Origin of the sequence: Streptomyces sp. NBC_00236 (genome assembly GCF_036195045.1) — a bacterium.
GTDB lineage: Bacteria > Actinomycetota > Actinomycetes > Streptomycetales > Streptomycetaceae > Streptomyces.
The window spans coordinates 1,813,781-1,825,694 of the sequence record NZ_CP108100.1 but is presented as its reverse complement, the minus strand read 5'-3'; the positions used below and the strand labels follow the sequence as shown (position 1 = coordinate 1,825,694).

The 11,914-nt window shown below is 66.6% G+C and carries 9 protein-coding genes and 1 tRNA gene; 4 read left to right on the top strand and 6 right to left on the bottom strand.

Going from position 1 to position 11,914, the window contains the following annotated elements; genetic code table 11:
• Positions 1 to 238 precede the first annotated feature (238 nt).
• On the top strand, positions 239 to 1,645 hold the full coding sequence (locus OG446_RS08060) for a pyridoxal phosphate-dependent decarboxylase family protein (RefSeq protein WP_328893363.1): 1,407 nt from the start codon (positions 239 to 241) through the stop codon (positions 1,643 to 1,645).
• The gene (locus tag OG446_RS08055) at positions 1,642 to 3,060 is read left to right on the top strand and encodes a lysine N(6)-hydroxylase/L-ornithine N(5)-oxygenase family protein (RefSeq protein WP_328893362.1); all 1,419 of its coding nucleotides are present in this window, start codon (positions 1,642 to 1,644) and stop codon (positions 3,058 to 3,060) included. The genes OG446_RS08060 and OG446_RS08055 overlap by 4 nt, the downstream gene beginning before the upstream one ends.
• An 80-nt stretch (positions 3,061 to 3,140) precedes the next feature.
• Here OG446_RS08055 and OG446_RS08050 read toward each other — a convergent pair whose 3' ends face one another.
• Positions 3,141 to 4,940: a bifunctional metallophosphatase/5'-nucleotidase gene (locus tag OG446_RS08050; RefSeq protein WP_328898238.1), complete on the bottom strand. Its 1,800-nt coding sequence runs from the start codon at positions 4,938 to 4,940 to the stop codon at positions 3,141 to 3,143.
• A 345-nt stretch (positions 4,941 to 5,285) separates the two neighbouring features.
• Between OG446_RS08050 and pyk the strand changes: the two genes are divergently transcribed.
• Positions 5,286 to 6,719, top strand: coding sequence for a pyruvate kinase (pyk, locus tag OG446_RS08045; protein WP_328893361.1), 1,434 nt, complete (start codon positions 5,286 to 5,288; stop codon positions 6,717 to 6,719).
• A 10-nt stretch (positions 6,720 to 6,729) separates the two neighbouring features.
• Here the strand turns inward: pyk and OG446_RS08040 are convergent, their stop codons facing one another.
• Both OG446_RS08040 and OG446_RS08035 read right to left on the bottom strand, forming a co-directional pair.
• A complete protein-coding gene (locus tag OG446_RS08040) occupies positions 6,730 to 7,518 on the bottom strand; it encodes a helix-turn-helix domain-containing protein (protein ID WP_328893360.1) in 789 nt (262 codons plus the stop codon).
• 89 nt (positions 7,519 to 7,607) lie between these two features.
• Positions 7,608 to 7,690: transfer RNA gene (locus tag OG446_RS08035), tRNA-Leu, on the bottom strand.
• Between the two features lie 93 nt (positions 7,691 to 7,783).
• Between OG446_RS08035 and OG446_RS08030 the strand changes: the two genes are divergently transcribed.
• Positions 7,784 to 8,434 (top strand): ANTAR domain-containing response regulator, encoded by a 651-nt coding sequence (locus OG446_RS08030; protein WP_148015825.1) that lies wholly within the window; start codon positions 7,784 to 7,786, stop codon positions 8,432 to 8,434.
• A gap of 67 nt (positions 8,435 to 8,501) precedes the next feature.
• On the opposite strand, the gene OG446_RS08025 is transcribed toward OG446_RS08030, so the two are convergent.
• Genes OG446_RS08025 through OG446_RS08015 form a run of 3 tightly spaced genes read right to left on the bottom strand, consistent with a single transcriptional unit; the run spans position 8,502 to position 11,913 of the window.
• The gene (locus tag OG446_RS08025) at positions 8,502 to 9,218 is read right to left on the bottom strand and encodes an ABC transporter ATP-binding protein (protein ID WP_219573771.1); all 717 of its coding nucleotides are present in this window, start codon (positions 9,216 to 9,218) and stop codon (positions 8,502 to 8,504) included.
• Complete coding sequence (locus tag OG446_RS08020) at positions 9,215 to 10,120, bottom strand: ABC transporter ATP-binding protein (protein WP_328898237.1); 906 nt, start codon at positions 10,118 to 10,120, stop codon at positions 9,215 to 9,217. The genes OG446_RS08025 and OG446_RS08020 overlap by 4 nt, the downstream gene beginning before the upstream one ends.
• 5 nt (positions 10,121 to 10,125) lie before the next feature.
• Positions 10,126 to 11,913 carry a branched-chain amino acid ABC transporter permease gene (locus OG446_RS08015; protein WP_328893359.1) on the bottom strand — a complete coding sequence of 596 codons (1,788 nt, stop codon included), beginning with the start codon at positions 11,911 to 11,913 and terminating at the stop codon, positions 10,126 to 10,128.
• Position 11,914: the final 1 nt, after the last annotated feature.

Here is an 11,914-nt window from a genome sequence, read left to right as displayed (position 1 = left end):
CGCCCTCACCCCGAGGACAGGCCGGGCACACCCATATCCGCACCCGGCCCGCACCCATATCCGCACCCACAACCACCCACGCCCCTACCACCCGAACCCCTCACCAACACCCCCAAGCGCCCACCCATCCCCCTTTCGAGTTCAGATCACCAGGCTCCCCGGCAACGCCCACCGAAACCCGGACAAGCTGGCCTGTCCACCCATGTCCACCCGTGCGCACCCGAAGGGCCACCCACCCATGCCCACCCCACCCCTCGCCGGATCCACCACCGGCCCCACCGCACTGCGCCCCCTCATCGACACCGTCCTCACCGCACTCCAAGAAGGCGCCCGCCGCCGCGACGGCCCACTCCCCGCCGGCGGACCCGACACCGTCACCACCCACATGCGCACCGCCCTCGACCCCCTCATCCCCGAACACGGAACCGGCCCCCACCACGCCCTCGCCACCCTCATCGGCGCCCTCACCGAAGGCGCAGCCGACCCCGCCGACCCCCTCTGCGCCGCCCACCTCCACACACCGCCCCTCGCCCTCGCCACCGCCGCCGACCTCGCCGCCTCCGCCCTCAACCCCTCCATGGACTCCTGGGACCAAGCCCCCGCCGCCTCCACCCTCGAAGCCGACACCACCGCAGCACTCGCCGCCGAGATCTACCCCCACCACCCCCACCCCGACGCCCTCATCACCACCGGCGGCACCGAAGCCAACCAACTCGCCCTCCTCCTCGCCAGAGAACGCCACGGCCCCACCCTCCAGACCATCACCGGCACCAACGCCCACCACAGCATCACCCGCGCCACCTGGCTCCTCGGCCTCCCCACACCCCTCACCGTCCCCGCCCCCGACGGCACCATCGACCTCACCGCCCTGAACGACACCCTCACCCGCCACCAAGGACAGACACCCCTCCTCGTCACCGCCACCGCAGGCACCACCGACACCGGCCAGATCGACCCCCTCACCGCCATCGCCGACCTCTGCCACACCCACGGCGCCGAACTCCACATCGACGCCGCCTACGGCGGACCCCTCCTCCTCAGCCCCACCCACCGCCACAAGGTCACCGGCCTCGACCGCGCCCACAGCGTCACCCTCGACCTCCACAAACTCGGCTGGCAACCCGCCTCAGCCGGCATCCTCGCCGTCCCCGACCACCACCACCTCGACCCACTCCACCACCACGCCCCCTACCTCAACGCCGACGACGACACCCAAGCCGGACTCCCCGACCTCCTCGGCCGCTCCCTGCGCACCACCCGCCGCCCCGACGCCCTCAAAATCGCCGTCACCCTCCAAGCACTCGGCCGCACCGGACTCGCCGACCTCATCGACCGCACCTGCACCGCCGCCCACCACCTCGCCGACCTCATCACAAAAACCCCCACCCTCGACCTCTACGACCAACCCACCATCACCACCGTCCTCTTCCGCCCCACAGGCGCCGACGACCACACCGTCGCCACCATCCGCCGCACCCTCCTCACCCGAGGCCACGCCGTACTCGGCCGCACCCACGCCCACGGCCACCTCTGGCTCAAAGCCACCCTCCTCAACCCCCACACCACCCCCGACGACCTCCAAAAACTCCTCGACCTCGTCACCCACCTCACCACCGAGACCGCAGAAAGCAGCCCGAACCGATGACAGCCCGGACCGACCGGCCCACCCCCGCAACCGATCAGCCCCACGACCTCGTCGGCATCGGCATCGGCCCCTTCAACCTCTCCCTCGCCGCCCTCACCCACGGCCTCCCCAACCCCATCACCGCCACCTTCTACGACCAACGCCCCGCCTTCCACTGGCACCCCGGCCTCCTCATCGACGGCGCCAGCCTCCAAGTCCCCTTCCTCGCCGACCTCGTCACCCTCGCCGACCCCACCAGCGCCTGGACCCTCCTCAACTACCTACGCACCCGCGACCGGCTCTTCCCCTTCTACTTCGCCGAGCGCTTCCACATCCAACGCGCCGAATACGACGCCTACTGCCGCTGGGTCAGCCAACAACTCCCCGACCTCCACTTCAGCCACCAAGTCGACGCCATCCGCTGGAACCCCCAACACGCCCACTTCGAAGTCGACTTCACCCAACTCGACGCCCACGGCGAAGCCGAAGCCCTCGGCCGCGCCCACACCCGCAACATCGCCCTCGGCATCGGCACCGAACCCCACATCCCCGAACCCCTCAAACCCCTCACCAACACCGGCACCGTCCCCGTCATCCACTCCGCCGACTACCTCCACCACCGCCAACAACTCCTCGAAGCCGAACACATCACCGTCATCGGCTCAGGACAATCCGGCGCCGAAATCTTCCTCGACCTCCTCCGCGCCCGCCCCACCGGCCACGAAAAACTCCACTGGCTCGCCCGCACCCCCGCCTTCGCCCCCATGGAGTACTCCAAACTCGGCCTCGAACACTTCACCCCCGACTACACCCGCTACTTCCACGCCCTCCCCGAAGCCGTACGCGACCAACTCGTCCCCCACCAATGGCAACTCCACAAAGGCATCGACCACGACACCATCACCGCCATCCACGACGAGCTCTACCGCCGCACCCTCCACGGCGGCTGGCCCGACGCCACCCTCACCCCCGGCGTCACCGTCCGCACCGCAGGCCGCCTCGCCAACACCCGCATCGAACTCCACCTCGAACACACCCAACAAGGCACCCGCACCCGCCTCACCACCGACGCCGTCGTCCTCGCCACCGGCTACCGCGAACGCCCCCTCGACCCCATCCTCGACAACCTCGGCACCCACCTACGCCGCGACACCGCCGGACGCCCCCGCATCGACCACCACCACCGCCTCGACCTCGACCCCACCATCACCGGCAACATCTACGTACAGAACGCCGAACGCCACACCCACGGAGTCGGCGCCCCCGACCTCGGCCTCGCCGCCTGGCGCAGCGCCACCATCCTCAACCACCTCACCGGCACCACCCCCTACCCCCTCCCACAACGCACCGCCTTCACCACCTTCGGCCTCACCCCCCAGAACACCGGCATCCCCACACAGAACCCCGTCCTCGTCCCCCTCGTCCAAGGCAACTGACCACCCACGGACACAACGAAGGCGGCCGCCCACCCCACAAAAAAGGGAAGAGAGCGGCCGCCCCCCCCACACACACCCGACTAGAACACCGGCACACCGTCCCGCGTCAGACGCCAGTCCACCGAAGCAAACTCCGCACCATCCACCGAACCCTTCGCCTGCACCCACGCAATCATCGTCGTCCGGATCTCCTCCGAATTCGCCCACAACTGCTTCGAACCCGCCACATGCGGGAAATTACCGCCACCACTCGCCCGGTAATTATTCACCGCCAGCACAAACTGAGCCGCCGGATCAATCGCCTTACCCTCGAACGACAGATTCACAATCCGCGAACCATTCGGCTTCGCGATGTCGATGTCATACGTCACACCCGACACCACATCATAATTGTAATCCGGCGTGTTGTCCGCATTCGTCAACTTCGCCGTATCCACCGGAGCACCCGCCGCCGTCTGCACGTAATACCGCGCCGAGAACTCCAGATAATCCTTCACCTGCGCACCCGTCAGCAGCCGCGCCTCAAGCGTGTTCTCGAACGTGTACAGACCTGCCGCATCCTTGATCGTCACGTCCCCCGCCGGAATCCGCGCCGTACGCGAGAAACACGCCGCCTGCGACAACACCGGCAACGCCGCGTACTCGCCACCCGCCAGCGCCGCCTTCACCGTCTCCGCCTGGATGACATTGATCAGGTCGATGATCGGCTCGTCCTTCCACGCCGCCTCCGCCGACGTCATCTCCGAAGCCGACGTACCGATCACCTGGTTGACATACGCCACCACCTTCTTGTGCTCGTCCGCCAACAGCTTGGTGATCTTCCGGTCCTCCGCCACCGTGTTGGAGTTCAGCACCTGGGAACCAGCCCTCTCGACCACCCAGCGGCCCTTCTCCCACACCAGATCGAAATCGAACAACGTCAGCCGCTGCCCCCACTTCAACGGCTCCGACAGCACGACCTTCTTACCGGTCTCCTTGTTCTCCACGAAGTACTCGGGAATCTCCGAATGCGCATGACCCACCAGAATCGCATCGATCCCCGGCACCTGCTCCGCCACCAGACCCGCAGCATTCTCCACATACGGAATCTGATCACCGTACGACGACGTCCCACTGCTCCCCGAATGCGCCGACACAATCACCACATCCGCACCCATCGAACGAAGCCGCGGCACATACTTCGCCGCCTGCTCCTCAAGACCCGGGAACACCATCTTCCCGCCCACGTTCGCCTTGTCCCAGATCGCGATGCCCGGATTCGTCAGACCCAGAATCGCCACCTTCACATCCCGGCCATGAGGCGTACGCAGCTTCTTGATCACATACGGGGCGAACGCCGGCCGCAACGTCTTCGCATCCAGCGCGTTCGCACCCAGCAGCGGGAAATCACACTGCTCCTCGAACTTCCGCAGCACCGGAATGCCGTAATTGAACTCATGATTGCCCAACGCCGCCGCGTCATAACCGATCGCGTTCATCGCCTGCGCCATCGGATGCACCGGCCCGCGCTTCGCCGTGATCGGATCGACCTTCGCGTAGTAGTACGACAACTGCGTACCCTGGATCGTGTCACCCGCATCGATCATCAGGGTGTTCTGACGGCCCTTCTCCCGGCGCACCTGCTCCACCAGCGTCGAGATCTTCGCCAGACCGACGTCGTTGTGCGCCTTGTCGTCGAACTCCTTGTCGGTGAAGTAGTCCCAGTTGAAGACGTTCCCGTGCAGATCCGTCGTCCCCATCACGGTGAACGAGTACCGCTTCGGCGGACGCCCGTGCCCCCGGCCATGCGCCTCGGCCGGCACCGCGGTGCCACCCGCGATCGCCACACCGGCACCGGCCGCAGCCGACGTGCCCAGGAACGTCCTTCGGTTCAGCGGCATCTCGTCTCCCACATCTCTGTTCTCTCCGTGCACAGTTCTGTCCGTACACAACGCGCGTAGACCCCACGCACGCGTGGACAACGCGCGTAGATAATCACCCACGCACCGCCCCCGGCAACACCCCCGACAGGTTTCTATTCGATGACCCCCACACCCCCACCCGGTTGCCACCGCGAACCCGCAGCCCCGACCACCCACCCCCACAGCCCCGCACGCCACCGCCGAACGCTCATCCGAGCACCCCGCCGCACAATTCAACACTTGTCAAAAACCCTTCACCCAAAGGCCGTTGACCAGTCATTGACAGCCAATTAACTACCCGTAGGTAAGGTTTAGGCTCCCCCTATGCGCCGAGCCAAAATCGTTTGCACCCTAGGACCCGCCACCGACACATACGACCAGATCAAAGCCCTGGTCGACGCGGGAATGGACATCGCCCGCCTCAACCTCAGCCACGGCACCTACACCGAACACGAAGACCGCTACCACCGCGTACGCAAAGCATCCGACGAAGCCGGACGCAGCGTCGGCATCCTCGCCGACCTTCAAGGCCCGAAGATCCGCCTCGGACGCTTCCGCGAAGGCCCCGTACTCCTTGAACGCGGCGACGACTTCACCATCACCGTCGAACCCATGGAAGGCGACCGCCACACCTGCGGCACCACCTACACCGGCCTCAACGCCGACGTCACCGCCGGCGAACGCATCCTCATCGACGACGGCCGCGTCACCCTCGAAGTCACCCACGTCGACGGCCCCCGCGTCCACACCACCGTCATCGAAGGAGGCATGGTCTCCGACCACAAAGGCCTCAACCTCCCCGGCGTCGCCGTCTCCGTCCCCGCCCTCTCCGAAAAAGACATCGAAGACCTCCGCTGGGCCCTGCGCACCGGCGCCGACATCATCGCCCTCTCCTTCGTCCGCAGCGGACGCGACATCGAAGACGTCCACCGCATCATGGACGAAGAGGGCCGACGCCTCCCCGTCATCGCCAAAGTCGAAAAACCCCAGGCCGTCGACAACATCGACGACATCGTCGCCGCCTTCGACGGCATCATGGTCGCCCGCGGCGACCTCGGCGTCGAAATGCCCCTGGAACAGGTCCCGATCGTCCAGAAGCGCGCCATCAAACTCGCCAAGCGCAACGCCAAGCCGGTCATCGTCGCCACCCAGATGCTCGACTCGATGATCGACAACTCCCGCCCCACCCGCGCCGAAGCCTCCGACGTCGCCAACGCCGTCATCGACGGCACGGACGCGGTGATGCTCTCCGGCGAGACGAGCGTCGGCAAGTACCCCATCGAGACGGTACGCACGATGTCCCGCATCGTGGAGGCAGCCGAGGAGGACATCCTCGCCAAGGGCCTCCCGCCCCTGACCGACCGCAACAAGCCCCGCACCCAGGGCGGCGCGGTCGCCCGCGCCGCGGCGGAGATGGGCGACTTCCTCGGCGCCAAGTTCCTGGTCGCCTTCACCCAGAGCGGCGACACGGTCAAGCGCCTCTCCCGCTACCGCTCACCCATCCCGCTCCTGGCCTTCACCCCGGACCCGGCCACCCGCTCCCAGCTGAACCTCACGTGGGGCGTGGAGACGTTCCTGGGGCCGCACGTGGACTCGACGGACGCGATGGTGGCGCAGGTCGACGAAGAGCTCCTCAAGATCGGCCGCTGTCAGAAGGGCGACGTGGTCGTCATCACGGCAGGCTCCCCGCCCGGCGTCGCGGGCTCGACGAACCTGGTACGCGTGCACCACATCGGCGAGGACGACAGCCCGAAGTAGGGCTGTCGGCTCAGTATTTCGGCCCGACGTGTGCGTCCATGAGGACTACGGACGCCCGTCGGGCGACGGAGATGTTGTACTCCTTGCCCGCGCGGGTGCAGTGGGTCCACTCGATGCCCAGCTTGTCGAGGGTGTCGGTGTAAAGCCGCCGGATGTCGTCCGAGACGTTGGTGAACCAGTACCGGGGGTACTCGTACCGCTTTTTCACGCCGCCGACCGTCCTGGTGGTCCAGTTCATGTTCCGGCATCCGTCGGAGTGGATGAGGCCGCGGATGAAGTCCCAGGGGTGGGCGTCGACGATCTCCTGCTGCCATGGTTCGAGGGCGATGACGCGGTCGTGCTTCTTGCCGGGGCCGTGCTGGGGGAAGAGGCACCAGAGGTGCTTCGAGTACATCTTCACGTCGCGGCAGCCCTTGCGGCGCACCCTGCAGACGGAGTTTTCGGGGAAGACTGTGCGCATGGCCTTCTCGCACTGGTCCATCAGGCCCGGCCATGAGTCGTCGCAGGTAATGGACAGGCTGGGTGCCTTCATAGCCTTGTTCTGGATGATGTGCCCATCTCCGAGGTAAAGGCCGAGGAGGTAGGCGTATGCGGCCTGGTCCAGCTCCCCGTCACATCGAGGGCACAGGGAAAAGCGACGAGGGCTGGGGCATTCCCCACGCTTGGCACGGTCCATGTGTTTCCAGTAGCTGATCGTGCCTGTCGGTACGTTCAACTTCCGTGCCACGTCCGCGTTCCGTGCGCCCCCTCGCAGGAGGGTGAGTGCCTTCTGTCGCATTTCTGTTCCGTGGAAGTTCACACAACCACGATGGGTGAGTAGCCGCTACGATGTGCAGCAGAAAGTGGATGTTCACGAGAACGTGAACATCCACTTTCTGCTGTCAACTGTGCCGGGTGCGGGAGTCGAACCCGCACGCCCTTTCGGGCAGATTGGTTTGAGCAATCAGCGTCTGCCATTCCGCCAACCCGGCAGGGTGTGGTTCGGAGTGTACCGGGTCACCGCATGAGGTTGCAGCTAGGTAGGCTGCTTCGCAGCAGCGCCTGTCCTGGAACAAGGAGCCCCCGTGACCACCCCCGAGTCGCCCCAGCCCGTCGCCGACGACGACAAGTCGCACGTCCCGCCGCTGACGACCCGCGTCGTCATCGCCGAGGACGAGGCGCTCATCCGCCTCGACCTCAAAGAGATGCTCGAAGAAGAGGGGTACTCGGTCGTCGGTGAGGCCGGAGACGGGCAGCAGGCTGTCGAGCTGGCCCGGGAGCACAAGCCGGACTTGGTCATCCTCGATGTGAAGATGCCGGTCCTCGATGGCATCTCCGCCGCCGAGAAGATCGCCGAGGAGTCCATCGCGCCCGTCCTGATGCTCACCGCGTTCTCGCAGCGCGACCTCGTGGAGCGGGCCCGGGACGCCGGGGCGATGGCGTACCTCGTGAAGCCGTTCAGCAAGAGCGACGTGGTGCCGGCCATCGAGATGGCGGTGTCGCGGTTCGCCGAGCTGAAGGCGCTGGAGGGCGAGGTCGCGGACCTGTCGCAGCGGCTGGAGACCCGGAAGCTGGTGGACCGGGCGAAGAGCATCCTGCAGACGGACTACGGGCTGTCCGAGCCTGCCGCGTTCCGGTGGATCCAGAAGACGTCGATGGACCGGCGGCTGTCGATGCAGCAGCTGGCGGAGGCGTTGATCGAGGACGCCGAGGAGAAGAAGCGGGCTGCCGAGTAGTCGTACGCGTACACGAAGAAGGCCCGTGCCCCGGTGATCCGGGGCACGGGCCTTCTTCGTACGGACGTCAGTCCTCGCCGAGGTACGCCTTGCGGACGGACTCGTCGTGGAGGAGGTCCGCTCCGGTGCCGGAGAGGACGATCTTGCCGATCTCCATGACGTGGCCCTGGTCCGCGAGGGAGAGGGCGGCCTGGGCGTTCTGCTCGACGAGCAGGATCGTGGTGCCCGAGGCCTTGAGCTCGACGATGGTTTCCATGATCTTCTGCATCATGATCGGGGAGAGGCCCATGGAGGGCTCGTCGAGCATGAGCAGCTTGGGCTGGGACATGAGGGCGCGTCCCATGGCGAGCATCTGCTGTTCGCCGCCCGAGAGGGTTCCGGCGGCCTGCTTCCGGCGTTCCCCGAGGATGGGGAAGAGGTCGTAGGCGCGTTGGATGTCCTTCTCGATGCCTGCCTTGTCGTTGCGGAGGTAGGCGCCGAGGAGGAGGTTCTCGGTGATCGTCAGCCGGGGGAAGATGTGGCGGCCCTCGGGGGAGTGGGCGAGGCCCAGGGCGACGATCTTGTGTGCGGGGATGTTGGCGAGTGGTTTGCCCTCGAAGAGGATGCGTCCGCCGATGGGCTTGAGCAGTCCGGAGAGGGTGCGCAGGGTGGTGGTCTTTCCGGCGCCGTTGGTGCCGATGAGGGTGACCACCTGGCCGGCGTCGACGCTGAAGGAGATGCCTTTGACGGCTTCGATCTTGCCGTAGGCGACGCGGAGGTCCTCGACCTCGAGCAGTGCGGTCATCGGGTGTCCTCCTCCTCGGTGGTGGTGGTGTCCTTGGGGCTGGTGCCGGTGTTTGCCACCGCTTCGGCTTCCGCTTCGGCCGCTTCGACTTCGGCGACTTCTTCGGCGCCGGGGGCGCCTTCGAAGGGGGTGCCGAGGTAGGCGGCGATGACGCGTTCGTCGCTCTGGACGACTTCGGCGGTGCCTTCGACGAGTTTTTCGCCCTGGACGAGGCAGGCGACGCGGTCGCTGAGGTTGAAGATGAAGCGCATGTCGTGCTCGATGACGAGGACGGCGATGCCTTGGTCCCGGATGGCGAAGATGAGTTCTTCGGTGACGCGGGTTTCCTGGGGGTTCATGCCGGCGGTGGGCTCGTCCAGGAGGAGGAGTCCGGGGTCGCTGGCGAGGGCGCGGGCGATTTCCAGCTTGCGCTGGTCTCCGTAGGGGAGGTTGCGCGCGAGGTGGTCGGCCTTGTCCTGGAGGCCGATGAACTCCAGGAGTTCCATGGCGCGTTCGTGGCTGGCCTGTTCGGCTTTGGTGAAGCCGGGGAGGCGCAGGAGTGCGGACCAGAGGCCTTCTTTGGTCCTGGTGTGGCGTCCGACGAGGACGTTTTCCAGGACGGTCATGTTGGCGAAGAGCCTGATGTTCTGGAAGGTGCGGGCGATGCCTGCCTTGGTGACGAGGTGGGGCTTGGGTGGCAGGACGGTGCCTTTGTAGCTGACCTTGCCCTCGGTGGGGACGTAGAGGCCGGTGAGGCAGTTGAAGAAGGTGGTTTTGCCGGCGCCGTTGGGGCCGATGAGTCCGACGATTTCGCCCGCGTTGACGGTGAGGTCGACGTTGCGTACGGCGGTGAGTCCGCCGAAGCGCATGGTGACGCCGCTGGCGTCGAGGACGGTGGTCGCGGTGTTCGTGGTGGTGGTCATGGTGTTCACGCCCCCGCCTTGGTGATGCCTGCGTCGGCCTCTTCGGGCTGCCGTGGTTCGGGTACGAGGACGGGTTCGTCGTTCTCGTGGAATTCGAGTTGCTTGCGGCGGTCGGCGACGAGGCCTTCGGGTCGGAAGCGCATCAGGAGGATGAGCGCGACGCCGAAGAGGAAGAGCTGGTAGTCCTGCATGAACTGCAGCTTGGCCGGGATGAGGTAGAGCAGTGCGGCGCCGACGAAGGGTCCGCTGAGGGTTCCCATGCCGCCGAGGATGACGGCGGCGAGGAGGAAGGCGGAGTTCGGGGGTACGGAGCCGGCGAACTGGTACTGCTCGGGTGTCACGGTGTAGTTGACGTGTGACTGGACGGTTCCTGCGAGTCCGGCGAGGGTGGCGCCGAGGGCGAAGGCGAGCAGTTTGAGCCGGAAGGCGTTGATGCCCATGGCGGTGGCTGCGGTTTCGTCCTCGCGGATGGCTACCCAGGCGCGGCCGATGCGGGAGTCTCCGGAGCGGCGGAAGACGAGGACGACGACGGCGGTGACGACGAGCATCAGCAGGTAGTAGTTGGCCGGCCTGCTGAGGGTGAAGGGGCCGATGTCGTGGCTGAGTCCGAAGTCGATCCCGAAGAGGTTGAGGTCGGGGATGCTCGGGATGCCCTGGGAGCCGTTGGTGAGGTCGGGGCCGCTGTTGCCGTTGAGGTTGTTGACGGTGACGCGGAAGATCTCTCCGAAGCCCAGGGTGACGATGGCGAGGTAGTCGCCGCGCAGTCGCAGGGTCGGGGCGCCGATGAGGACGCCGAAGATCAGTGAGACTGCGGCTCCGGTGAGGACGGCGGCCCAGAACGGGAAGTGGACGCCGATGGCGGAGAGGGGTGCGCCGGAGACGAGGGCGGCTGTGTAGGCGCCGACGCCGAGGAAGGCGACGTAGCCGAGGTCGAGGAGGCCGGCGAGGCCGACGACGACGTTGAGGCCGAGTGCGACGGTGGCGAAGATGAGGATGTTCGCACCGATGAGGGTGAATTCCGCCGTGTCCTGGGTGAAGGGGAAGCAGAAGGCTGCGACCAGGGCTGCGGTGAGGGTGACGTTGCGGTGCTTCGTGGTCAGCGCGGTGATGCGGGCGATGAGTCCGGCCCGGGTGAGTGCGGTGAAGGTGAAGGCCGCGGTGATGAGGAAGCCGATGAACTGTTCGGATTCCTCGGTGGGGATGTCGATGCAGTAGGTGAAGACGTACAGCGCGACGCCGAAGGCGGCGGCGACGACGAGGATCTCGCCCCAGGCGGGGAGGGGTTTGGCGCGGCCGACGGACGGTGCGGCGAGGCTGTTGCGGAAGGTTTTCCAGGCGCCGGGCCGGGTTTCGTGGGCGGGGGGTTCCACGTCGCTGGGGAGTCCGAGGGCGGCGATGAAGGCGATGAGTGCGCCGATGCCGCTGACCCAGGCTCCGGGTTCGAGGTTGACCACGCCGCCGAGTTCGTAGGCGATGGCACCGATGGTGTAGCCGGTGGTGCCGAGGGTGGCGAGGGTGAGGAGGCGGACGGGGCTGTTGGTGCCGCCGGGGGTGAGCCAGCGGAGGCCTCGGATGCCGTATCCGCAGAGGGTGAAGAGGAGGGTGAGGATGGCGGCGGTGAGGGTGAGGATCTGGAGGCCGCCGGGGTAGCCGGTGACGGTGAGGTCGCCGGGGAATTCGGAGGTCCAGGTCCAGGGGAGGAAGGTGCCGGCGAGTGCGACGGCTGCGCCTGCGGCGGTCGCGATCCGGGCGATCGGTGCGGGCAGTGGGATGAGTGCTTTCTGGGTGGTCATC